At 62.3% G+C, this 24452-nt stretch carries 22 protein-coding genes; 5 read left to right on the forward strand and 17 right to left on the reverse strand.

What is annotated here, in order from left to right:
* Positions 1-190: 190 nt before the first annotated feature.
* The 17 genes from MESS4_RS28150 to MESS4_RS28240 all read right to left on the reverse strand — a co-directional run bounded on the left by MESS4_RS28150 (position 191) and on the right by MESS4_RS28240 (position 18827).
* A complete protein-coding gene (locus MESS4_RS28150) occupies positions 191-883 on the reverse strand; it encodes an amino acid ABC transporter permease (RefSeq protein WP_006338692.1) in 693 nt (230 codons plus the stop codon).
* Between the two features lie 18 nt (positions 884-901).
* A complete protein-coding gene (locus MESS4_RS28155) occupies positions 902-1618 on the reverse strand; it encodes an amino acid ABC transporter permease (protein ID WP_036242364.1) in 717 nt (238 codons plus the stop codon).
* Positions 1619-1685: 67 nt separating this feature from the next.
* Entirely contained in the window at positions 1686-2513 is an 828-nt protein-coding gene (locus MESS4_RS28160; protein ID WP_006338694.1) for a transporter substrate-binding domain-containing protein, read from the reverse strand.
* Between the two features lie 23 nt (positions 2514-2536).
* Positions 2537-3277, reverse strand: coding sequence for an amino acid ABC transporter ATP-binding protein (locus MESS4_RS28165; RefSeq protein ID WP_006338695.1), 741 nt, complete (start codon positions 3275-3277; stop codon positions 2537-2539).
* A gap of 57 nt (positions 3278-3334) precedes the next feature.
* On the reverse strand, positions 3335-3898 hold the full coding sequence (locus MESS4_RS28170) for a peroxidase-related enzyme (RefSeq protein WP_006338696.1): 564 nt from the start codon (positions 3896-3898) through the stop codon (positions 3335-3337).
* Positions 3895-4377, reverse strand: a complete 483-nt coding sequence (locus MESS4_RS28175) for a hypothetical protein (protein ID WP_036242366.1) — start codon at positions 4375-4377, stop codon at positions 3895-3897. The genes MESS4_RS28170 and MESS4_RS28175 overlap by 4 nt, the downstream gene beginning before the upstream one ends.
* Positions 4374-5843, reverse strand: a complete 1470-nt coding sequence (locus MESS4_RS28180) for an NAD(P)/FAD-dependent oxidoreductase (protein WP_006338701.1) — start codon at positions 5841-5843, stop codon at positions 4374-4376. The genes MESS4_RS28175 and MESS4_RS28180 overlap by 4 nt, the downstream gene beginning before the upstream one ends.
* Positions 5840-6811 carry a LysR family transcriptional regulator gene (locus MESS4_RS28185; protein WP_006338703.1) on the reverse strand — a complete coding sequence of 324 codons (972 nt, stop codon included), beginning with the start codon at positions 6809-6811 and terminating at the stop codon, positions 5840-5842. The genes MESS4_RS28180 and MESS4_RS28185 overlap by 4 nt, the downstream gene beginning before the upstream one ends.
* Positions 6812-7831: 1020 nt before the next feature.
* Positions 7832-8026, reverse strand: coding sequence for a hypothetical protein (locus MESS4_RS28190; RefSeq protein ID WP_006338709.1), 195 nt, complete (start codon positions 8024-8026; stop codon positions 7832-7834).
* Between the two features lie 61 nt (positions 8027-8087).
* The gene (locus MESS4_RS28195; RefSeq protein ID WP_006338710.1) at positions 8088-8525 is read right to left on the reverse strand and encodes a hypothetical protein; all 438 of its coding nucleotides are present in this window, start codon (positions 8523-8525) and stop codon (positions 8088-8090) included.
* Positions 8526-9841: 1316 nt separating this feature from the next.
* On the reverse strand, positions 9842-10732 hold the full coding sequence (locus MESS4_RS28210) for a hydroxymethylglutaryl-CoA lyase (RefSeq protein ID WP_006338716.1): 891 nt from the start codon (positions 10730-10732) through the stop codon (positions 9842-9844).
* Positions 10716-12215, reverse strand: coding sequence for a sugar ABC transporter ATP-binding protein (locus tag MESS4_RS28215; protein WP_006338717.1), 1500 nt, complete (start codon positions 12213-12215; stop codon positions 10716-10718). Before MESS4_RS28215 ends, MESS4_RS28210 begins: the two co-directional genes overlap by 17 nt.
* Entirely contained in the window at positions 12212-13315 is a 1104-nt protein-coding gene (locus MESS4_RS28220) for a hypothetical protein (RefSeq protein WP_006338718.1), read from the reverse strand. The genes MESS4_RS28215 and MESS4_RS28220 overlap by 4 nt, the downstream gene beginning before the upstream one ends.
* The gene (locus MESS4_RS28225; RefSeq protein ID WP_006338719.1) at positions 13315-15429 is read right to left on the reverse strand and encodes an SMP-30/gluconolactonase/LRE family protein; all 2115 of its coding nucleotides are present in this window, start codon (positions 15427-15429) and stop codon (positions 13315-13317) included. Before MESS4_RS28225 ends, MESS4_RS28220 begins: the two co-directional genes overlap by 1 nt.
* Before the next feature lie 13 nt (positions 15430-15442).
* The gene (locus MESS4_RS28230; RefSeq protein WP_006338720.1) at positions 15443-16459 is read right to left on the reverse strand and encodes a sugar ABC transporter substrate-binding protein; all 1017 of its coding nucleotides are present in this window, start codon (positions 16457-16459) and stop codon (positions 15443-15445) included.
* Between the two features lie 37 nt (positions 16460-16496).
* Positions 16497-17504 carry an ABC transporter permease gene (locus MESS4_RS28235; protein ID WP_006338726.1) on the reverse strand — a complete coding sequence of 336 codons (1008 nt, stop codon included), beginning with the start codon at positions 17502-17504 and terminating at the stop codon, positions 16497-16499.
* Between the two features lie 3 nt (positions 17505-17507).
* Positions 17508-18827 (reverse strand): hydroxymethylglutaryl-CoA reductase, degradative, encoded by a 1320-nt coding sequence (locus MESS4_RS28240; RefSeq protein WP_006338732.1) that lies wholly within the window; start codon positions 18825-18827, stop codon positions 17508-17510.
* 141 nt (positions 18828-18968) lie between these two features.
* On the opposite strand from MESS4_RS28240, the gene MESS4_RS28245 reads away from it, so the two are divergent.
* The 5 genes from MESS4_RS28245 to MESS4_RS28265 all read left to right on the forward strand — a co-directional run bounded on the left by MESS4_RS28245 (position 18969) and on the right by MESS4_RS28265 (position 24451).
* The gene (locus MESS4_RS28245) at positions 18969-20339 is read left to right on the forward strand and encodes a PLP-dependent aminotransferase family protein (protein WP_006338733.1); all 1371 of its coding nucleotides are present in this window, start codon (positions 18969-18971) and stop codon (positions 20337-20339) included.
* A 453-nt stretch (positions 20340-20792) separates the two neighbouring features.
* Positions 20793-21569 carry an FCD domain-containing protein gene (locus MESS4_RS28250; protein ID WP_348259963.1) on the forward strand — a complete coding sequence of 259 codons (777 nt, stop codon included), beginning with the start codon at positions 20793-20795 and terminating at the stop codon, positions 21567-21569.
* A 1-nt stretch (position 21570) separates the two neighbouring features.
* Positions 21571-22557: a D-erythronate dehydrogenase gene (gene denD / locus MESS4_RS28255; RefSeq protein ID WP_006338739.1), complete on the forward strand. Its 987-nt coding sequence runs from the start codon at positions 21571-21573 to the stop codon at positions 22555-22557.
* An 8-nt stretch (positions 22558-22565) separates the two neighbouring features.
* The gene (gene otnK / locus MESS4_RS28260) at positions 22566-23819 is read left to right on the forward strand and encodes a 3-oxo-tetronate kinase (protein WP_006338741.1); all 1254 of its coding nucleotides are present in this window, start codon (positions 22566-22568) and stop codon (positions 23817-23819) included.
* Entirely contained in the window at positions 23816-24451 is a 636-nt protein-coding gene (locus MESS4_RS28265; protein ID WP_006338742.1) for an aldolase, read from the forward strand. Before otnK ends, MESS4_RS28265 begins: the two co-directional genes overlap by 4 nt.
* Position 24452: the final 1 nt, after the last annotated feature.

Consider the following 24452-nt stretch of genomic DNA (forward strand, 5'->3'; position numbering starts at 1 on the left):
CACCTGATGTGTCGCCCGATTGCTCATTGAGATGGCGCCGGCTGATCGGCGTCGGGTGACGGCCGGCCGCCAGCTCATGAGCAGCTTCTTCGCCGCCTTTCCCGATGCCGTGGGGTCATCCCACGTTCCCTGTAGAGGATGCGATTCAGCTGAACGAATGCCGCTCAAGAGAGCTGCGAGGAGGCTACCCTTAGGTCCGCACCCTCAGCGCCTGCTCCAGCCTGTCGGCAATCTGGGTGACGATATAGGCAATCAACATGTAGATCACGACGGCAATCACGAAGGCTTCGAGGTAGTAGTAGTTCAGCGCGGCGGTCAACTGGGACTGGGCGAAGATGTCGACAACCTCGATGGCGAATCCGAGAGACAACGCCTTCATGATGACCATCATCGAGGTTGTAAGATCGGGAATTGCCGTGAGGACCACCTGGGGAAATAGAATCCGTCGGAACAGTTGGCCGTTTGTATAGCCCAGCGAATGGGCGGCGTCTGACTGACCGGTGTCGAAGGCGTTCAGGGCGCCCTTGATAATCTCCGATTGGAACGCAGCAATACAGCCTGTCACCGCAATAACAAGGATGACCCAGTTGGGTGTTTCATGGGCGTTGAAGTTGATCCCGAGCAACGAGAGCAGGAACTGGAATGCCGGGGGCAGACCGAAATAGGCGAGGAAAATCACGATGACCATCGGAACGCCCTTGAAGACGATTTTGTAAGCCATGATGAGCTCTCGCAGCACCGGGACTCGTCTATATTCGACGAGTGCAAAAATGCTGCCGACTATCGTCGACAAGACGAAAATCGTGAGCGCCATTCCAAGCGTTACAGGTACGGCGCCCAGAATTTCCTGCGTGTCCTGGAGCAAAATATCGGTATCGAACATGGTTGAATACCCTTTAGGTCAGACGCTGGCGATGAGCGCGTTCTTGATCTGAGTTGTTGTCATCGCCTCAGGAGCTTGCATCGGCGAGCGAAGCTCGAAGAAGCGCACGATGAACCACGCGATCAGGCACATCAGCGCATAGATGACCGCCAGGACGAGGTATGTTTCGAACTGGTACTGGTTATAGTCGCGCTGCATGATCAAGTGCGCGGTCGCCATCACGTCCGCCGCCCCGATGTACATGACCAGCGCAACGTTGTGGATCAGGTAGATGATGGAGTTTCCATAGCCCGGCAATGCAAAGTGCACCGCCTGAGGACCCACTACGCGAGCGATCTTCTGGCGAAAGGTATATCCCAGACTGTCGGCGGCATCATGCTGGCCGCGATCGACGGCCAGGTATGCGGGCCGCATGACTTCCGACAGATACCCGCCGTGGTAAAAGCTCAGTCCGACCATCGCAGCGATCGTCGGCGAGAAGAAATCTTCAGCGCCCATCAGGGCCACCAACAAGGGAAGCCCGTAGAATGCTACAAACAACTGGAGGACGACGGGAACGCTCCGGGCATAGGACACGTAGAGGTCGGTCAGGTGGCTGACCACTGGTATCCTGCGAACCCGGAGTGTTGCCGCGACGAGCGCCAAGCAAAAGCCGACGAACATGGCCGTAAACGTGATGGCGAGCGTCAGCGGCAACGCCGAGAGCAACTCGGGAATCATAGCAGAAACATCCACTTTGAAACATTCCTTCTTGCAATTCAGCCTTGCCGCTGACTAACAAATATCTACGTCGATGGTCGTGTTATTTCATATACTTGACGATGCCTTCGCCGAACCACTTCTGCGAGAGCTTTTCGATCGTGCCGTCGTCTTTTAATTCCTTGAGAACTTTGTTCACATCATCGACCAAAACCTTGTTTTCATCCGAGTTGTGAATAAGCATATAGGTGTTGTTGCTAAAGACTGGCTCCGACGCCACGATGTCGAGCTTCTTTTCATCGATGACAGTCTGCTCACCCAGGTTTGAAGGCAGGACCAACGCGTCGAACTTGCCGTTCTGAACTTCGTCTAGTCGGTTCGGGTACGGAATACCGGCACTCGATGCCGTGACATCAAGCTTGTATTGCGGATTTTCTTTTTGCCAATTCATAATAAACTTGTAGGTTCCGCCGCCGGCCGTGGTCGGAACGATCCTCTTGCCGACCAGGTCTTTCATTTCATTGATGCCGCTGCCTTTCTTGCTGTAGATCTTCATCAGGCTGGCACCCATGGGGTTTTCCGGAATGAAGAACTGCTTGGCGCGCTCGGGCGACTTGTAGTAGCCACCGACCGCGATGTCGTACTTGCCTGTGGCCAGGCCGGTTTCCTGCGCGATATCAGAAACACCTTCCATTTCGAACTTGTACTGCGGCAACTTTGCGTTAATCGCCCTCAGGAGGTCGGGTTCATAGCCTTGCGGCTCGACGCCGAGCGCGCCCCATGCCAGCGGCTTGGATTCGGCCGACGTCGCGATCTTGATTGCCCGAACGGTCTGACCATAACTGATCCCTGCTGTCGCAAGGCCAATTGCGATTCCGCCGACGACGGCCAGGGCATAACGACGGGAAAAACCGGATTTGATTGCAGACATTTCTTAAGTTCCTTCTTGTTGAGCTATTGAAAAGCAAGTTCTGACTGTAGGAATTGAGCAAGTCGTGGGCTGGAAGGCGCATCGAAGATCTCAGCCGGACTGCCGTCGGCGGCAACCACGCCACGATCCATGAAGACGATCCGGTTTGAGATGTTCTTGGCGAATTGCATCTCGTGGGTCACAAGCAGCGAAGTGATCCCGGACGACGTGACGTCTTTGATCACCTTCAGAACTTCACCGACCAGTTCAGGATCAAGCGATGATGTCGGTTCGTCGAAGAGCATCACATCCGGCCGAACCGCTAGCGCTCGTGCGATTCCAGTCCGTTGGAGCTGTCCGCCTGACAGTTGGGACGGATAGCTGTCCCGCTTAGCGGAGAGGCCAACTCGTTCAAGCTCCCTAAGCGCGATATCACGGGCCTCGTCCGTGGATTTGCGCTGCACGACGACCAGCGGATCCATGACGTTTTGGAGGACGGTCATGTTCTTGAAGACGTTGAATTGCTGAAAGACCATCGCTGTCCGGAGCCTGATCGCCTGGATAGCTGCCTTGTCGGCGCGCTGGTAATCCATCCGAATCTGATCGAACGCGATGGTTCCAGATGCCGGCTTAACCAGGTAGTTGATGCATTTCAGCAGGGTGGTCTTGCCGGTGCCGCTGGGGCCGATGATTGACACAACGTCGCCTCGCTTTACCGAGAGATTGACGCCGTTCAGGACCTGCGTGCTTCCGTACGACAGCTTTATATCTTTGAGTTCAAGCATTTCTGGTTGGTGCCCTTCAGAGTGTGGGACGGAGTGCCTTGACCGCATGCAACATCATCACCCGCTCTCCGCATGGCCGAGAACGTGCATCAGCCGGTTTGCCCAGCCGAAGATCGATATGGCGTGGATCAGGTCGATGACCTCGCAGTCATCCATGCCGACTGATCGAAGCGCGGCGATATCGTCTGCCGTCGCTTCCGACGGTGCCGCCGACAGGCGGCGGGCAAAGCTGTAGATTGCCGCATCGCGCGGGCCGAGCGCTTCAGGTTTGTCGAGATACAGCGCGGTGACCACTTCGTCGCTCTTGGTCAGTTCCGCGTGCCGGCGGGCGTGAACAACGGCACAGAATTTGCAACCGTTGACGATCGACGCACCCAATGCACCAAGTTCGCGGTCGGGACGGGCAAGCCCGCCTTCGACATACATGATTGCGTTGAACAAGATGGTGCGGGCAAGATAGCTCTCTGGGTCATGCGCAAGGGTGCGCACATATTCCGAAACTTTCTTGGCCGATGGCGTGACCTTCATCGCTTCCAGCTGTTCCGGCGTGGCCCCGGATAGCTCGACCGGCGCGATGTACGGATGCCAATTCAATGGCTTCAGACGAACAGAGGAAATCATGTCGACCTCATCAGGCGCAACCCGGCCGCCACCCGTGTCTGGAAGTTGACAAAGGCAATCAGCTCGGAGAGCGCGACGATCTGAGGATTGTTCAATCCGGCCTTAACGAGGAGGGCGATATGGCTCGCTTCCGCCTTTTTCGGCGTCAGGGTGATCAGGTCAACATGACGGACGATGGTCGCCAGGGGTTCGTTCAAATCCGTTTCACCCTGGGCCAGGGCCAGAAGCTGCTCAGTTGGACCAAGCTGAGCCAGTTGCACATCATATTCGGCCATTAGGACCGGATCGCCATTCAGGGCGGCCATGCGACGGGCAAGGGCAACCCTTAAATTCGGCGCCAGTCCCTGATCGTTTGCCGGCTGCAGGACGGAGAGGCGACATTCTTCCGCCCCCTGCACGAATTCGGGCCGAAACCGCCGTGCGGCGAAAAGGGCATCATCCGGTGAAAGACCGGCGGCCTTGTCCATCGCGTCGATCACAACGCGGCCTCCTTATGTGGCAAGGGTGTTGAATCCACCCACTCATCGCCTAGAAGTTCTGGGGTGTCGTAAGCCATGAGATTGGCGAAGTGGGTTTCGACGTCTTCGACAAAAAGCGATGCGGCAATGCCGCGGACCAGACGGTCGGCGCCGGCACTGACAGCCGGGATGTCGCCGGAGACCTTGCCGTGGGTCAGCATGGCCGCGTCGTTGAAGCAGTGGATATGCGCCAGCATCGGGCAAGAGCCTGGAACCCGTTCCCGGAATTCGAAGGCAGGACCGAGATCCGGGGCATCCGACATGCCCCTACGCGACGGACCCATATCCGGCGTATATCGACCATCCGACCAGGTGCGGATGTATGGGGCGAGTGCTGCAAATTCCGGGCGGTCGCTGAAGTCGTTCGAAAAGCCGGTTGCCGCGATCATGAAATCGTAGCGCATCGGCCCTTGTGTGGTTTCGACCAGAAGGCCTTCCGCATCTTGCTTTACCGCGACTATGCCACAGTCGAGAAAGAACCGAGCATTCGCATGACGAGACACCCGAAGCGTCGATGAACGCGGCGGCGGCGTCTGGGTCGAGGCGGTGTAGTCGAAAAACTTCCACTTCCAGTCATCGGGCAAATGGTACATGCCGAGGACGACACCCTGGCTGCCTATGCCGGTCAGCTTGTTGATGCGAGGCATTTCCTTGCGCCGGATCAACATGTCCACAGAGCCCGCGCCCGCTTCGAGCGCCGTTGCGGCATTGTCCATGGAAGAGGCACCAGCGCCGATGACCGCCACGCGCTTACCTTTCAGCGCACCGAAATCGATGTCGTCGGCGGAATGGGCCCAATAGGCGCGGTCGATACCCATGAGGAAGTCGGGCACGGCAAAACCGCCCAGACCGGACCGACCTGTGGCCAGAACGAGATGACGAGTGAGAACCCGGTCCGTTTCGTCACCATCGATATCGATTGCGATGAGATCACCAACTGGCGATATGCCCATCATCCGCACGCCATTGCGCACCGGCAGACCGAGCAGCTTGCGGTACCAGATCAGGTAATCCATCCACTGCCCTTTGGGGATCTTGTCCAGCGACTGCCAGGCCTCGACTCCCCACTGCGCAGTGAACCAGGCGCGGAACGTCAGTTGCGGTAGGCCGAGCGCCGGACCGTGGAGGGTCTTCGGCGACCGAAGCGTTTGCATGCGGGCAAACGTTACCCATGGTCCTTCGAGCCCGGCAGGCGCCGCATCGTAGGCGACGACATTGGTGATCCCGGTCAGCACCAGCTTTGCCGTCGCCGCAAGTCCGCACATGCCGGCGCCGATCACCACGACGTCACGGACCGGCACGCCATCGCGCGAACGCTCGGGGACCCAGGGCTTGGCGGGCAGCTCGAGAAAGTCGAGATCTTGAGTAAGCTGTGCTTCCAGCGCAGCAAGACCTGTCGACATCGGCTGGGTGGGGGTATGCTTCATATTCCAGTTCCGTGATTGGTGCCCGATTCAGGATCGGTCACCAATTGTCCGGCTAAGGCCGGATCGAGCTTCCTGAAACCGGCGATCGACCGTTCAGCCACCGCTTCGACCGCCTCCATCAACGCCTGCGCGACTGGTCGAAGGGGACGTTTTTCGGCAGCCACAACGCCCCAATAGAAGAGAACGGTTACGTCGATCGGGCGAATGACGACCCCAGGCAGGGCCACGCCGTAGGCGGTGAGGGGATCGATGACGGCCGCGACACCCGTATGGCGCACGATCTGCAACGCGCCATATGCAGTATTGGTCCGGATCACTGGTCCGGTGTCGATGCCCCGGGCAGCCAGTGCCTTGGCGACATGCATCTGAAAACGCAGCGGATTGAGCAACGTAGCGACGCGGCGACCGGCAAAGGCCGAAAGCGGTATGACGTCAAGTTCAGCCAGCGGGTCGTCCTCCCGCACGGCAGCAACATCAGGTGCCGAATACAGCCGTAGAACATCCAAACCGGGCGTATCGAGCGGCAGGCTTGAAAACCCGATCTCGGCACGTCCGCTGCGCACTTCCTGGGCGACGATCGAGGGAAGAAACTGCCCAAGATGCGTCTCGTGCGGAAGCTCGACGCCCTTGAGCTCAGCCATGGCCGTCGGGATCAAGCCAGTCCCGATGGCGGAGGTTGTGACAATCTGCAGGATCCGCCCCCTGCCGGCGGCGATCATCTTGGCTCGCGCTGCGAGTTCCGTGAAGGACATCAGCAAGCGCCGCGCTTCCTCTTCGAAGGCGACACCCTCTTCGGACAACTGCACCCGTCGACCGACCCGGTGCAGCAATTCGAAGCCAAGCTCGGCCTCGAGATCCTGAATGGTGCGTGTCACCGCTGGCTGGGAACGCCCGAGCATATCAGCCGCCTTGGTAATGCTGCCGCTGGCAGCAACCGCAAGGAAGGTCTGAAGGTCCCGGGTTTCCATCTTCGCCTACATGCATATTTCGTATCATTAGCATCATCTCATCCACTTTTAGCATGTGTCAAGCCGAAACAATTATTCAAAGGGCATGTGTTTTAGCGCGGCTGTGATGATTGCGGCATTCGCATCCGGCATCGCGATCGTGGCCGGGTCCATCTAGGCGGGTGGTCGAGCGACTGCTCGGCAATTTCAACGGGCTCGCCGCATATCCCCGTTCGTCGAGGCCTTGCTCGGCGAACCGCTGCGATATGTACCGATCGCGGCGACGAGACTGTCCGTGATCGACATTGAGCCCGCGACGATGGAGCGGTGTCTGAGAAGCCAATGGGCAACCTAGCAGGGACACGATGATCGGTTCATACGATCGCAAGCATTCCCTCGGCCCTCACGCGAAAAGACCTGGCCGGAACAACTATCCTTACCCATCGAGGTCGTGACGGTCACATTCTTGCCGATGGAGGACAACGGAAATCTGATCGGTTACGCCGATCCAGCCATAATACCATTTGAAATATGGGCGGCGGCGAAACTGATCGGGCGCCGCCTGGGCATATCACCGCCAGATACTGCGGTAATATACGGACCCTCTCGGGCTTCTCATTCCCTGGAGAATTATTTCCCAAGTGCGGCTCGATATCCGAAGCCTGCCAATTATCTTCCACATCGAGAATATCCTCAGATATGTCAAATGAGAGTGTTGCGGTGCCGCTCCGAAAGTACGGTTTCATCGAGGGTGACTCTATATTCGCCAGGAAGGGTTCGTCCAGCGCCGCGGGCCGCGATCTTCCCGTACGCGCGGTACGGGATTCTGACCGATCTTCGCCTTGCGCTTGATGATCACAACTGACCGGAGCAAGGGTAACGCTTTGATCAAGCCACAGGGCGCTCAACAACAACGCCTGCGACGAGGCCAGGAAGACGCCCAGCGCCTTCGACTCTCTTCGCTCAGCCGCAGCAGCGAAGCCGGAACCGGCAGTTCGACGAGTGGGGGGAAAGGCGGTAGCGCCCTCCCGCTACCAATCCCTATAGCCAACTTTCGGCCTGCCGGCGGGATTCAACGCCCTCGCCGAGCAGTGCCGCGAGGCGGCCTTTGATCTCGATCTCAATCGGCGAGAAGGGTTCCGAGAGATAGATGAGGATTTGCCTGTAAGCGGCGATTGCTCCCCGGATGAAGCTGCACAGCGCTGATCGGTGGCGAGACGACAAGATCGGCTTCAAGGCGCGCGATCCAAGAAATCCTTATGGGCCGCGGGGGCCAAAGGCCCCCAGCCCATGCGTGTCATCTGCGGCCGTCATGTCGAGTGGGATGGCCGTCTATCTCAACAACCCTATCCCACTCTTTTGCGCAGCCATCGGCAAGAAAGACGGTCATCCGCATGTTGCGCAGCAACGTGCGCTCCGGCTTGGAATTGTCGGCGGCTAGGCTTGGACCTTCCTGCGCCCAACGGAGCAGCCGCACGGCGGCGACGACGGTGTCTTCCGACAACACAACATCGGGGATTTCGGCAGCGTGGCGGCCTGTCACCTCGCGCAACTGATGCAGCGCTATCTCGCGCGGACCACGGCGCGGCTCAATCTGCATGATTGCATGCGCGATCTCAAGAATGCGGGGCGCGAGCGAGCGGGCGAAGGCTTCGCCGTCGAACGGATCGAGCCCGCGCGCCGCCGCGATGCGGCGCGCTGCGTTTATTGCCCAGGTTATTGGACGCATCGTCATTGTCTGTCCTCCTGCTGCTAGCCCATCGGGAGTTGTGCAGCGTCCATCATTTTAGCGATCTGGAAGACTGCTTCCGTGAAGGCGATCACGCTGACCAAATTGGCATGCGCCCACTTCTCATGTGTCGCTGGCTGAGTGTCCTCGGTCGACATTTCCAGCCTTAACTCGACTGCAATTGGTGCGTGCTAGTCGTGATTGATGAGACCTCATTTCTCGCCGATGGCTATCACATCTTACGCGATTGTGATCGCGAGCCTTTTGTTGCGTCCCGTCTATCCGAAGAGCGTCTTTGTGGGGCTCTTCTTCGGGTGCGTATTGATCGCAACATACGGGACGTGGATATGTGTCGAGGGCTGGCAACGTTCGACCTCCACGGGCCAAAGGATCGGTATCGCAATGCTGCTTTCGATGTTCCTCGGGCTCAGTGCATGGGGCGGATACATGTCGCTGAGGGACATTCTCAGGTAAGTTCGACCGCCTCCTTATGGCCGGCAGCAGCTCAAGCTGCCTGATCCTTATCAGGTGAGGATGCTGCGCGATCGAGCAGGGACGTGGACCCGAACAACCTTGCGCTTTGAGGCATCAACCATGCTGGTGGCCCCTATCGCAGGGTGTCGCCGGCCGCTCCATAAGCACTTTGATCTGCTCAATATGGATCAGCAGGTAGTTGCGGATCCGAGTCAGACCTGTGGTGTCCTCCAGCGCGGGTATCTGATACCGAGATGCTGCTTGCGGGAGATGTTCCATGGCTCATGCACCTTCGACTCAGACTGCATATGCCCCAGTGGCAGGGCGGAAACCTGGCGGAATATCATCTTGGTTCCCAGATGCTGTCGTGGCTCCTGCCGCCGACGGACGGTCCGGAAGAAACGGTTGCGATTCCCTTGGCCGGGAAAGGAACGCTGAAGATCGAAGACGGCATTCTCGCGAAGGCACCACTGTTGAAGCAGGCACGTGCGGCGCGCGTGGCTATAGAAAGACACCGACCCGACCGCGTGCTTACGATCGGCGGCGATTGCCTGGTCGATCTCGCGCCCATCGTTTCGACCGATCCTCTTCAACAAGCCCAACGCGAAAACTGGATTCCTGGACGGTGTGCCGCGAGGCCGGCTCGAACCAGAGCAGGTCATCAGTTTGCTTCAAGACGTCTCGGGAGTGTGTCAAATGGTGGGGCTGGCCATCACGGAATACATTTCCTGGGACGCGATCGAGACGCGGCGGCTATTGAGTCAGCTGCCGCTCGTCGGTGCTTAGACGTTCGGCGGAAGCGCTCCCAGTGGGGGCCTCTTGACCAGGACATCAAGATCTTCGAACGCTCACGGCTCGCTGAAAAACGCGCCTTCAGCGAGCTGGTTTTCTATCTCGGCCAGCAGCGCGCGATCGACCCCGGTCGCGATCCCTCTCGACGCGAAGTGCTCCACCAGCGCGCCGCTGCGAAGATTGCCGGCGGCACCGGGTGCATAGGGGCAGCCACCCAGGCCACCGGCGGCGGAATCGAAGACCCTGAGCCCGAGCTCCCAGGCGGCATCGACATTGGCGAGCGCCAGGCCGCTGGTATCGTGGAAATGGCCTGCGAGCCGCGCAGCCTCCGCTTCCTCGAGGGCCGCCTCCACCATGGCATGCACACGCTCTGGCGTCGCCTTGCCGATCGTGTCGGCGACGGCGATTTCGGCGCAGCCGAGATCGCGCAGCCGGGCGACGATTTTCGCGGTCGCGCCGGGTTCGACCGGGCCTTCATAGGGACAGTCGACGGCGCAGGAAACATAGCCCCGCACCGGCAAGGCATGTTCGGCGGCCAACGTCAGCACCGGCACGAAACGGGCGAGCCCCTCCTCGATGGTACAGTTGGTGTTTCGTTGCGAAAACGTCTCGGAGGCGCTGGTGAAGACCGCGAGTTCCCGCGCGCCGGCCGCGATCGCGGCGCGGGCACCTTGCTCGTTGGGCACCAGGGCGGACAGCACGAGACCCGGACGCCGCGTCGCGCCCCGCATGACCGCATCATGGTCGGCCATCTGCGGCACCCATCTCGGCGAGACGAAAGCCGTCGCCTCGATGCGGGCAAAGCCGCAATCGGCCAGCATGCCGATCAGGCGCAGCTTCCCGCCGGTCGAGACCAGCCGCTTTTCGTTCTGCAGCCCGTCGCGCGGGCCGACCTCGACGATCGTGGCCTGCCGGTCCCTGCCGGGCGGTTCAATGGACGGCCGCATACATGATCTTTTCTTCGGAAGCCTCGTCGATGGTCATCTCCTCGACGATGCGGCCTTGGCGCGCCACCAGGATGCGGTCAGACAGATTGAGGATTTCGGGCAGATAGGATGAGATGACGACGACGGCCGCGCCCGCATCGGCAAGCCGCTCGATGATCCGGTGGATCTCGGCGATGGCGCCGACATCGACGCCGCGCGTCGGCTCGTCGAAGATGATCAGCGACGGTGCCTGGATCAGCGATTTGGCGATGACCACTTTCTGCTGGTTGCCGCCGGAAAGCTCGACCACGCGCACATTGGCGCCGATCGAGCGGACCTTCATCGTCTCGATCCATTCGGCCGATTGCCGGCGCGCTTCACCGAGGCCGATCACCGAGACCGGGTTGGAGCCCTTGGCCAGCTTGCCGAGGAACACGTTCTGGGCGATGCCCATCGTGTCGAACAGGCCGTCGAGCTTGCGGTCCTCGGTGATGTAGGCGACGCCGCGCCGCACGGCCTGCCGCGGCACGCGGAAGCGCACCGCCTCGCCGCGCAACGTGATGCGGCCGCCATGGAAGAAATCTCGTTTCAGCACACCCGCCGCTATCTTCATCATTTCGGTGCGGCCGGCGCCGACCAGGCCGAACAGCCCGGTCACCTGGCCGGCAAAAACCGACAGCGTGGCGCTGCGCACCGCCTTGCCCATCGAGACGTTTTCGAGTGCCAGGACCTTGTCGCCCGGACGCCGCGCGACACGCTTTGCGGCAGCATCGCCGTAGAGCGCATCGGTCAGTTGCCGGCCAACCATCGCCTGGACGATTCTCTCGCGGGTGAAATTTCGGGCCTCGTCGGTGGCGATCAGCGCGCCGTCGCGCAGCACGCTGATGCGGTCGGCGATCGACAGCACCTCTTCCAGCGCATGCGAAATGAAGATGACGGAGGCCCCCTCGCCTTTCAGGCGCTCGACGAGGGCGAAGAAGTGCTGTTTTTCCTCCGGCGTCAGCGTCGCCGTCGGCTCGTCGAAGATGAAGATGCGGGCCTTGTGGTGGACCGCGCGGGCGATCTCGACCATCTGCTTTTTGGCCGCGCCGAGCGTCGACACCAGCGCCGTCGGCTCGACATGGAAGTTCAGCCGCTGCAAGTGCTGCTGCGCCTTGATGTTGACGCCGCGCAGCCGGTTGAAGAAGCGCTCCTCGCCCAGGAAGATGTTCTGGGCGACATTCATCGACGGGATGAGATTGGTTTCCTGGAACACCATGGCGATGCCGTGCTTCATGGCATCGGCCGGCGACGAAAAGCTGACCGGCTTGCCGTCGATCAGCATCTCGCCGGAGGTCAGCGGATAAAGGCCGGCCAGCACCTTGGTCAGCGTCGACTTACCCGCGCCGTTCTCGCCGAGCAGCGCATGGACCTCGCCTTGCCGCAGCGTGAAATCGACGTCGCGCACCGCCGCGTTGCCGGCGAAAGCCTTGGTGGCCTTTCGGAACTGGACGATTTCAGTCATGCCGGGCTTCCGCCGGATGTCGCGCCGGGCAAGCGCAGCAGCGTGCCGGAGCCGCGCGAGGCGGCGTAGACTCTGCCGTCATGCTCGCAGACGGAAGTGATGCCGTGCATGCCGCCGTCGGCGCGGCTGTGCCAGCTTTCCCTGGGCAGGCCGCTGTCGTAGCAGCGCGCGACGAGGCCGTAGGAGCGTGACGGCGCCCAGGGTTTCAGCACGCCCATCTGCCGGACCGAGCCCTGGCTCAAAGGCTGGTCCGGCCGGGCCGACCCGGCGAGTTCCGGTCCGATCCATTCGGCGGGATCGATCGTCGCCATCATCTCGCGACGATAATCGTCCTCGCGCAGCACCAGTTCGAAAAGCTGGCGGCGCGGCGCAAACAGCGCCATCCAGAAACCGCCGCCGGAGGCGGGCGACAGGCGCGACGGATAGGCCGGCAGATCCTCCAGGATCGCCACCTTGTGCGGGGATTTCGGATCGATGACGACGACGCGGTGGCGCCAGCTTTCGCTGACCGCCAGATGGCCATTGCCGAGCATGACCGCGCCGTTGGGAAATGCCAGTCCGGCTGCAAGTTCGCGATGGGAGCCGTTGGCCGGATCGATGGCGAGGACCATGCCGCTGCTGCCGCCTTCGATCAGGTCGCGCTTCCAGTCGCGCGCCGGGTGCTTGCGCGAGCCAACACACACGTAAAGCGAGCCATCCGCCGCAAAGACCCCGGCGGTCAGGCAGGACGCCATATCGCCTGGCAGGTCGATGCGCTTCGAGGCGCCCGGCTGCCCGATCCGCACGCCCTCACCCTCGATGCCGACGGCAAGGCTGCCGTCGAGCGCCGATGCGACAAAGCTGATCGGCGCCGCGAACTCCGCTATCGCGACAGTCGAAACGCTGGCGCCGCCAGAATCAAGCTGGAAAAGAGTCTTGCCGCTGCTGCACAGCAGTCCGGCCGGCGACGAGACAAGATTGTCGATCGCCGGAAGCAACAGCAGCCGCTCCGCCTCTTCCAGCCGGTTGTCCGGCTTGAAGACGCCGTCCATGGCCGGCACGCTGATGCCGGCATCATCAGCCGAAAACAGCCGGCGGACGAATGCGCCGAGCCCCGCCATCAGCGCTTCCCCCAATAGTCGTCATGCGCCGTCCATTGCGGATCGGCGCCGGCGATGCGGACACGGCCAATGCGGTTGTTGGAGACGCCGCCCAGATAGAGCCAGCCCTTGTGCTCGCAGGTCGAGGTGATCGAGGGATGGTTCTCGCCGGCCTCGTCCCAGAGCGCATCCACGATCTCGCCGGTTTCCGACACACGCAGCACGCAGCCGCGATTGATGTTGGGGAACAGCCATTCATCGGCGGCGATACGCTTGGCCATGCGGCGGCGAAAACCCGGCTTGCGCATGGCGAGATCGAAGGTTTTGGTGCGCGTGCCGAGCAGCGCGACCCAGTAGGTGCCGTCCGACCCGCGGTTGAGATTGTCCGGGTAGCCCGGCAGATTGTCGCGGAATATTTCATGCTTGCCCTTGTCAGGTCCGTCGAACCAGTAGCGGCTGATGCGGCACGCCCATGTCTCGGCAAAGAGCAGCGACTGGCCGTCGCGGCAAATGGTGACGCCGTTGGGGAAGATCAGGCCGCGCAGCATGGTGCGGGTGGAGCCGGTCCTGGGATCGTGGCAGATCAGCCGGCCGTTGCCCCTGCCCTCCAGCGCATCGACCGCCCATTCCGACATCTCGTAGCGGATCGTCGCCTCGCTGAAGAAGATGCGTCCATCCGGCGCGATGTCGAGGTCGTCGGGAAGCCGCAGGCGCGAATCGTCGATCACCGACAGCAGGCTGCGGTTGGTTTCGTCGGTGACCTTCGCCACCTTTCCGTCCGGCGAGACGCGATAGACGCCCATGCCGCCGACGCAGGTGAGAAGATCGCCGTTCGGCGCAAAGGCGAGACCCAGCGGATGACCGCCGATGCGGGCGAAGACCTCGCTCCGCGCATAATCGGGCGCCAGGAAGCGGACGATCGTGCCGTGCCGCGTGCCGGTATAGAGATTGTCGTCGCGGTCGAGCACGACGTCTTCGGGACCCTCGACCGCGCCGAGCCCGATGAGCTCCGCCGCGCCAAGCCTGTCATTGACGGCAAGCACGTCGGTTCCGGTCGGCGGTGTCAAATTCGGCAGCTTCAGATAGGTCGGCGAGACATAGACCTTGCTCAACAGCTTGCCGCGGTTCTTCACCCATTTTGCATCGAACAGCACGGCGGCGATCAACACCAGGCCGAGGATCAATTGGTTGACCGAGCCCGGCATCGACAGGCGGATAAGCCCGCTGGTCAGGATCAGCACCAGGATGGAGCCGATCACCGCATTGCCGACCGAACCGCGGCCGCCACCCAGCGAAACGCCGCCAAGCACCACGGCGGTCAGCACGGAAATCTCCAGCCCGATGCCGGTGTCGGCGCCGGTGCTGCCGAGCCGGGCGGAAAAGAGAAAGGCGGCGATCGCGGTCAGCAGGCCCGATGCCACATAGGCGAGGCAGACGGTCAGCTTGACGTTGATGCCGGCATTGTAGGCGGAGCGGCGCGCGCCACCGACGGCGCGCAACCGCCATCCCGGCCTCAGCCGCGACAGGACGATATGCACGCCGACGGCGATGATGGCGAAGATGACGAAGGAAACGGGCAGACCATAGAAAGAGCCGAAGCCGATCAGGTCCCATGTCGGGGAGACCGGCATCGAACCGACGATCGCGCTGGCAAGCCGGGGAAAGATGATGTCGTAGAGCGCCCGGTAGATGACCAGCGTCACCAGCGTGGTGATGAAGGCGCGCAGCCTGAGGTAGCCGATCAGAACCCCGTTGAGCAGCCCGCAGGCGAGACCCGTGGCAAGCGTGGCGACCAGCGCCACGCCGACCGGCAGGCCGAGCACGTTCATCGACACCAGGGCGGCCAGCACGCACAGGGCGAACATCGAACCGACCGAAAGGTCGATGCCGCCCGACAGGATGACGATGGTGAGCGCCAATGCGATCAGGCCGAATTCCGACACCTGGCGGGCGAGATCGGTGAGATTGGCGACCGTGAGATAGCCGGGAACGATCCAAATCATGACGAGGATCGTGACCACCAGCGCCAATGCGGGAATGACGTTGTCGATCCAGCTCTTGGTCAGCAACTCGCCGAACAGGCGGTCGGGCAAAAGCCGGTACCGCAGCCGCAGAAGCGCTTCGCTGGTGGCCATGCGTGGGATGCCCTTACTTCAGATCATCCAGCGTCCAGCAATTGCGCTGGTTGACGTTGGCCTTGGTGATCTGTGTCAGCGGGTTGAAGTAGAGCGTCTTCGCTTCACCGGCGGTGGCGTCCGAAAGCAGCAGCCGTGCAATCTCCGCATTCAGGATTTCGCCCTGCTGCGGCACGTTGTAGCTGATGTAGAGATTGAACAGGCCCTTCTCGACATTTTCGCAGCCGACCTTGTTGCCGCCCCCGCTGGTGACGAGAAAGACCTGGTCGCCCTTGCCGGCCTGCTGGATCGCCGACGCCGTGCCGGTGTCCTGATTGTCCCAGATGCCGATGGCGCCGCAAAGATCCGGATGCTGCTGCAGCACGGTTTCCATGATCGAGCGTGCCTTTTCCGGATTGTATTCGGTGGCCTGCTGCGAAACGACCTGGATGTCGGGATGCTGGTTCAGCACGCGATAGATGCCGTCGAGTTGGAATACGTCGGATGCCGCCGTCGGCACGCCGGTGTCGATGGCGACCTTGGTCGAGGCGCCCTTGCCGGGGCTGCATTTGTCGACCACGGCCTGCGCCGCCTGTTCGCCGATCTCGGTCCAGTCGGCGCCGACATAGGAATCGGTCTGCGTGTTCGATTCCAGGTTGATCTGCACCACCTTGATGCCGGCGGCCTGCGCCTGCGCGAGCAGGCGGGCATAGGACTGGATGTCGGGATTATGCGCGACGATCAGGTCCGGCTTCTCGCTGATCAGCGATTGCAGCGCGCGGGTTCCCGCATCGGTGCTCCAGGCGGGATCGCGGATCTCGAAATCATATTTGAGGCGCTTGGCCTGCTGGCGCATCACCGCCGCCCAGCCTTCGGTCAGGTCGAAGCCCATCGACAGCGGCAGGAAGACGACCTTCTTGCCTTCCAGCGTCTTGTGGAACGTCGTCGAGCGCGGATTTTCCAGGCCCTTGTCCTGAGCGCTGGCGGTGACGATACCGGCAAGCGCGATGCAGGCCGCGGCCAGCCATTTTGTCGTTTTCAGAAGTCGCATGGTTTCCTCCCATTGCATTTTGGCGTTGAAATTAGTGTCAGAGATCCCCCTGTTGGGATGTCTGCTCGTCACGCGGATTGACGAGCGAATCGATGACGATGGCCAGAAGCAGGACCACGCCCTTGACGAGGTTCTGGATCGTGTAGGCGATGTTCATGATCGTCATGCCGTTGAGCAGGATGCCGACGAAGATCGTGCCCAGAATGACGTTGCGGACCTTGCCATGGCCGCCGTTCAGGCCGATGCCGCCCAAAACGACGACCAAAAGGATGTCGTAAATCATCGTCGAATTGAAAAGCCGGGCGTTGATCGCCGAGGCCGACGAGGCAAGCACCAACCCGGCGCCGTAGGCGATCAGCGCGCTGATCGCATATTGCGCAACGATCATCGGCCGGTTGGAAATGCCGGTGATCCTGGCCGCGCCCGGATTGTTGCCCATGGCATAGGTCTGCCAGCCGAACCACGTGCGGCTGAGCACAAGGTGCAGCGCCAGGCAAAGCATGGCAAAGATCACCACCGTCACCGGAACGCCGAGGATGCGGCCCTGGCCGATGAGCGAAAACCATCCGGCGCCCGGCGGCACATTCTGCATCTCCAGCGTGAAGAAGAAGGTTCGGCCAAGGCCGTAGATGACGGAGCCCGCGGCAAGCGTCGCGAAGATCGGCGCCACCTCGCCGAAGGCGATCAGCACCCCGATCAGCATGCCGGCGCTTACCGCGAACAGCGCGCCGACCAGCAGCGCGAATTCCAGCGAGTAGCCCGAGCGGGCGATGACGAAGGCCCAGGACACCGACACCACCATCGTCGCGATCATCGAGACGTCGATGCCCCTGGCGATGACGACCAGGGCCATGCCGAGCGCCAGGATGCCGAGGATCGAGACGCTCCTGATCAAGGCGAGGATGTTGCCCGGGCTGAAGAAGGACGGCAGCAGCAACGAGAACAGCACGAAGGCCAGCACCGCCAGCACCAGCACGATGCCTTCCTGGCTGTTGAGCAGGCTGGAAAGCCGTGCCTGATTTCCCTGTGCAGCCGCCTCGCTCACCGCTTAGGCCTTCTCTTTGGCAAGTCTGAGAAGGATTTCCCGAGCGCGATCGACGCGCACATCGTGGTCAGCCGCAAGTTCCCTTGCCACCGTATCGATGTCCGCGCCGCTCGCGCCCGCCACGATGGCGATATTGCGGGCATGCAGCGCCATATGCCCGCGCTGGATGCCCTCGGTGGCCAGCGCCCTGAGCGCCGCCATGTTCTGCGCCAGTCCGACCGCGACGGTAACCTCGGCAAGCTCCTGCGCGCTGGTCACGCCGAGCAGTTTCAGCGCCGCGCGCGCGGCCGGGTGCGTCTTGGTGGCGCCGCCGACCATGCCCAGCGCCATCGGCATTTCCAGCGTCCCCATGAGATTGCCGGCGGCGTCGATCTCCCAGCGGCTCAACGACGTATAGCGGCCGCTGCGCGCTGCCCAGGCATGGGCGCCGGCCTCGATAGCCCGCCAATCATTGCCGGTCGCGACCACGACCGGGTCGATGCCGTTCATGATGCCCTTGTTGTGCGTGGCCGCCCGGTAGGGATCGACGATCGCCAGCGCGCAGGCCTCGACGATGCTCTCCGCCATGCGCTCGCCGGTGAACTCCTTTGTCGCCAATGCCTTTGGCGTCAGCCGTACCCTTGCCCGCGCCAGCCTGAGGTCGGCCAGGTTGGAGAGGATGCGCAGCCTGACGGTGCCGCCGGAAATGCGTTCGATCATCGGCGCGACCGCTTCGGCCATGGTGTTGACCGTGTTGGCGCCCATCGCGTCGCGCACGTCGACGAGCAGATGCAGCACCACCATCGGCCCGACGGCAGTGTCTTCGAACACCTGCACCTCGATCTCGCGGCAGCCGCCGCCGAGCCCGATCAGCACCTGGTCCTTCTCATTGGCGGCGGCGATGATCTGGTCGCGGGCGGACAGCAGCCTGGCGCGCGCGCCATGCGGATCGGACAGGCCGAGTATCTGGACCTGTGCCCGCATGATGGGTGCGGTGCTCGATGTCTCGAAGCCGCCGCATCCACGCGCGATGCGCGCCATATAGGAGGCGGCGGCGACCACCGATGGCTCTTCCACCGCCATCGGGATGAGGTAATCGCGACCGTTGATGGTGAAATTGGTGGCGACGCCGAGCGGAATCTCGAAGGTGCCGACCACATTCTCGATCATGCCGTTGGCGAGATCGAGCGGCAGGACGCCGCCGCGCAGGGCATCGCGATCCGCTTGCGAGAGGCGCGCCGCGTCGCCGACCGTCGTCAGGCGATCGGCCGGCGACAGGTCGCGGAATTTCTCGATGCGGGAATTCAGCCGCGGCTCGACGCCGCTGTCCTGGACAGCCCCCATCACCATCGCCTCCCTGCGAATGCTTGTCGTTGAGGCAGCTATCGTTTAACTGATACCATCTATCAAGGTACAGTTTCAGGAAACAGCAGCAAACTGTACCAGTTCATTTTCGGGCACGCAGCCCATCGGAGGATGTCGGAGATGACGCGCGCCGAGGCCGTGGCGGCAGAGATCAGAAGGCGTGTCGAGGCCGGCTCCCTCACCGTCGGCGCCAAGCTTCCGTCCATTCGCAAGGCCGCCGGGCAATTCGACGTTTCCAAGAACACCATCGTCGACGCCTATGACCGGCTTGTCTCGGCGGGGATCGCGCTTTCCCGGCCCGGCGCCGGCTTCACGGTCGCCGAACGCCGTCGGCAGACGCCGAGCGAACGTCCGCGCCATGTCGCGGAGGCGGTCGACATCGCCTCGCTGCTCAATGCGCAACTGGAGGAGAGCTTTTCGATCCGCGTCGGCGACGGGCGCCCGCCCGCCTCATGGATGGAGGAATCGGAAGTGCGCCGCCATCTCGGGCTGCTCGGCCGGCACCAGCGATACAGCAGCGACGGCTATGGTTCGGCGATGGGCCTGCCGGCGCTGCGCGAGCGGCTGGCCTTCGACCTGATGGAACGCGAGGTGCGGGCGAGCCCGGAACAGATCCTGCTGACCTTCGGCGCCAACCATGCGTTGGATCTGATCATCCGCCGCTTTCTCGTCGCCGGCGACACGGTGCTGGTCGACGACCCCGGCTACTACCCGCTGTTCGCCAAGCTGAAGCTGGCGCAGATCCGCATGGTCGGCGTGAAGCGAACGCAGACCGGCCCGGACCTCGAGGATCTTGCCGGCAAGGCCGAGCGCGAGCGTCCGAAACTGTTCTTCACGCAATCGCTTGCGCACAATCCAACCGGCAGTTCGACCAACCTGCCGACAGCGCATTCGATCCTGACGATCGCCGCGCGCTGCGACATGCTGGTGGTCGAGGACGATCCGTTCGTCGATCTGCCGACGGTGCGTGGCGTGGGTCTGGCGCCCCTCGACCAGTTGCGGAACGTTATCTGCGTGCGCACCTTTGCCAAGACGCTGTCGGCCAGCCTGCGCTGCGGCTATATCGCCGCGCGTCCCGACCTCATTGCCTCGCTGGCTGAGTTGAAGATGCTGACCACGGTCAACAGTTCCGGACATATCGAGCGGCTGATCCTCGGACTGATCAACGAAGGCCACTACCGACGGCACCTTAAGCGGCTTGGACAGCGTGTGCGCCAGGCCACCGAGATGGTCGTTCCCCGCCTGCTGAAAGGCGGACTGAAGCTGTTCGCCGCGCCGACGGGCGGATACTATGTCTATCTCGAACTGCCGCCGCATGTCGACGATATCGAACTGGCCCGCCAAGGCGCGCGCGAAGGCATCTTCATCGCCCCAGGCAGCGTTTTCGCGCCAGGAAAACAGACGGCAGCGGCCGGAATACGGATCAACATCGCCTGGGCGGAAGACCCGCGATTCTATGATTTTCTCTTCCGCGTCACCCAGCACCGGTGAAGCGTTTGAATTAATCTCCGCGCGATGTGCGGAGATTAATTCTCCCATTCTCCGCAGCGTACCAATTCCGAAGCAACTGTGACACGCGGATCGTTACGCTCCGCTGGCGGAGAAATCAGCTTCGCCAAAGCCCCAACTGCTGGGCGGATTAGCCTGCACAAATTCAGGGGACCAATAGAAAAAGGCCGGACTGTTAAGTCCGGCCAAGCATGAAGGTTTAAAACCTCCAGAGGGGAACGCATCGGATGCAAATGGGAGGAGACATCCGACACAACACCTATATGGGTCAGCACATGTGACGTTTCAACGACGGCGGGGTAGGCCACATTCAGCCGGTCCATAGAGCCACCCGCGCCGATTCAACCGTCCAGGTCCGTGTTTCAGTTTTAGCGTGACAGCGTCAGGAGAATGGTTTAACTGGACTACTTAACAGTCCAGTTGTCGGTGACCATGATGCCGGTTCCCCTTTCTCCCCTGCATGAAGCGATCCATAAGCAGACCGCGAAAGAGATGATCCGCGACAAGATCGTGTCGCTGATCGCGTCCGGCATCCTGCAGGTTGGAGACGAGCTGCCAAGCGAGCGGGAACTGGCCTCAATGCTGATGGTCAGCCGGGAAACGGTGCGCGGTGCCGTCCAGAGGCTCGCGGGCGAAGGCATCGTCCAGGTCTCGCAAGGCGCCCGTACGCGTATCGCCAACGTCAATGTCGACGTCGGCGGGCAGCGAATAGGCGTGACCAATCCGACCTCCATCAACGGCTACAGCCTCGACGCCGTGCACGCGGCCCGGCTGCTGGTCGAAACCGCTGTCGTCGCCGACGCGGCCAAGCACCTCAGCACCGAGGACATCAAGCGCCTTGAGGAATCGATCCTGGTGCAGGAACAGGCCTGCAACGACCCGGTGCGCTTCCTGATCTGCGATCGCGAGTTTCACCTGACCATCTACTATGCTTCGGAGAACCGGCTTCTGGCCGACTTCGTGGTCGATCTCTACACCTACATGCTCGACCACCGCCGTATCGCGATGGGCAAGCCGGGCGCGATCGAGAAGAGCCTCGAGGATCACCGCTTCATCGTCAGGGCCTTGAAGATGCGAAATCCGGAAGCGGTGTCGGCGGCGTTCTCGGAACATATCCTGCGCATCCACGACACCAGCCTGGCGGTCGACGCCGATGGCGCCGGGTTCAAGCCTGCCCCCGCGTCCTGGGGCAATGAAAAGGAGCCCGCATAGCATGAACATCGTCGTAATCGGCGCGGCCGGAATGCTCGGCCGAAAGCTCGTCGCCGCGATGATCGACAAGGGCGAGCTTCGCGGGAGACGGATCGAGCGCATGACGCTGGCCGATATCGTCGCCCCGGTTGCGCCGCGCTTCGATGGCGAGGTCGAGACGGTGGCCGTCGATCTCTCGGAGCCAGGAATCGCCGAGACGCTCGTCGCCTCCCGGCCGGACGTGGTCTTTCACCTGGCGGCAATCGTTTCCGGCGAGGCCGAGGCCGATTTCGAGAAGGGCTATCGCGTCAATCTCGACGGAACGCGGACACTGTTCGAGGCCATTCGCAAGGCCGGGTCCGATGCACCCTATTGTCCGCGCGTCGTCTTCACCTCGTCCATCGTCGTTTTCGGCGAACCGCTGCCCGATATCATCGACGACTCCCATTGCCTGACACCGCTGACCAGCTACGGCACGCAGAAGGCGATGTGCGAACTGCTTCTGGCCGACTATTCCCGCCGCGGCTTTCTCGACGGCGTCGGCATAAGGCTGCCGACGATCTCGATCCGCCCCGGCAAACCGAACATGGCCGCTTCCGGCTTCTTCTCCAGCATCCTTCGGGAGCCGCTGGTTGGGCAGGAAGCGGTGCTGCCGGTCAGCGAGACCGTGCGTCACTGGTTCGCCAGCCCGCGCGCCGCTGTCGGTTTCATGCTGCGCGCGGCCGAACTCGACACCGCGCGGCTGGGTGCCCGGCGCACGATCACCATGCCTGGCCTGTCGGCGACGGTCGGCGAACAGATCGAAGCCTTGCGCCGCGTTGCGGGCGATGGCGCGGCAAGCCTTATCCGCCGGGAAGCAAACCCGACGATTGCCGGCATCATTGCCGGCTGGCCGCAAAATTTCAGCGCCCAGCGCGCCGCCGAGCTCGGCTTCAAGGCCGAGCAGAATTTCGACGAGATCATCCGCGTCCATATCGAGGATGAGCTCGGCAACGCCTTGCCGCGTTAGGGCCGACCATGCTGCTGGGGGGCATCGCCGACGATTTCACCGGTGCGAGCGATCTCGCCAACACCCTGGCCAAGGGTGGCATGGCGGCGACGCAGTTCGTCGGCACCGCGGCCGGTCCGGCGCCGTCCGGTTGCGAGGCAGGCGTTGTCGCCTTGAAGACAAGGTCCATCGCCGCCGAAGAGGCGGTGCGCCAGTCGCTCGAGGCCGCGCGCTGGCTACTTGCCCAGGGCTGCGAGCAGATCGTCTTCAAATACTGTTCGACATTCGATTCCACGCCGAAAGGCAATATTGGCCCGGTTGCCGAAGCCCTGCTCGACCTTCTCGGAGCGGACGTGGCGGTCGTCTGTCCCGCCTTTCCCGCAACCGGGCGCCGCCTGTTCATGGGCCATCTGTTCGTAGGCGACCGGCTGTTGAACGAATCCGGCATGGAGAACCATCCGCTGACACCGATGACCGATGCCGATATCCGCCGCTGGCTTCGGCTGCAAACCCGCGGCGACGTGGGACTGGTGCCGTTGAATACGATCCGTGGCGGAGTGTCGGCGATCGGCCAGGCTTTCGCCGAACAACAGGCGCAAGGGCGGCGGCTAGTTGTCGCCGATGCGGTCGCGGAAGATGACCTTCGGCTGCTCGGCCAGGCGCTGGCCGGCCACCGGCTGGTGACCGGCGGCTCCGGCATCGCGATGGGGCTGCCGGAGAATTTCCGCAAGGCCGGTAGGCTCTCCCGGACTGCGCACGCGTCCGCGGGCGCCTCGGGGCCGGCGGTGGTGTTGTGCGGCTCCTGTTCGAAGGCTTCACAGGCGCAGGTCGCCACCTATCGCGCCGCCCATCCCGGCCTTGCGCTTGATCCGGCCACACTGATGGATGGAAGCATGACGGTCGACCAGGCCGTCGATTGGTTCTGGCAACAAAAGCAGGTGCCGATCATCTATTCGACGGCCGACGCCGGCGCTGTTTCCGGCGCCCAGGCGCGTTACGGGCGCGCCGAGGTGGCGGAGACCATTGAGCTTTTCTTCGCCACGCTCGTGCGCCGGCTCGTCGACGGCGGAGTGCGCCGCGTGGTGGTCGGCGGCGGCGAGACATCCGGGGCCGTGGTCGAAGCGCTCGGTGTGAGCAGTCTGCAAATTGGCGAAGAGATCGACCCGGGTGTGCCGGCGTTGCTGGCCGATCGCGGCGGCCCGCTCGGCCTCGCGCTCAAGAGCGGTAATTTCGGTGCGAATGATTTCTTCGAGAAGGCGGTGCAAAGGATCGGTACACGATGAGCGAACAGGCAATCCGCGATAATCTGGTCAAATGGGGCAAGTCGTTGTTCGAGCGCGGCCTCACCGCAGGCTCGTCCGGCAACATGTCGGTGAAGCTCGACGACGGGTTTCTGTTCACGCCGACCAATTCCTGCCTCGGCTTCCTCGATGCGGACAGGCTGTCGAAACTCGACGCTTCGGGCAAGCTTGTCTCGGGCGATGCGCCGACCAAGGAACTGCCGCTGCATTTCGGCTTTTACGACCAGCGATCCACGGCGCGCGCCGTGGTTCATCTTCATTCGACCTATGCGACCGCACTATCCTGTCTCCTGGACGTCGATCCGGCCGACGCCATCCCACCAATCACGCCCTATGTCGTGATGCGTGTGGGACAGGTGCCGGTGGTGCCCTATACGCGCCCCGGTTCCGAAGCGGTCAAGCCACTGATCGACGCGCTGGCGGCGCGCCATCCCGCCGTTCTCCTGGAGAACCATGGGCCCGTGGTCGCTGGCGCCTCGCTCGATGCGGCGGTGTTCGCCATCGAGGAGCTCGAGGAAGCGGCGAAGCTTGCCATCATCCTGCGAGGCATGAGCGTCCGCCATCTCGACGCCGGCGCCATCGCCGAACTCAACCAGCATTTCAAGCTGAAGTGAC

It is taken from the genome of Mesorhizobium sp. STM 4661 (genome assembly GCF_000359125.1).
In the GTDB taxonomy this organism is placed as follows: domain Bacteria; phylum Pseudomonadota; class Alphaproteobacteria; order Rhizobiales; family Rhizobiaceae; genus Mesorhizobium.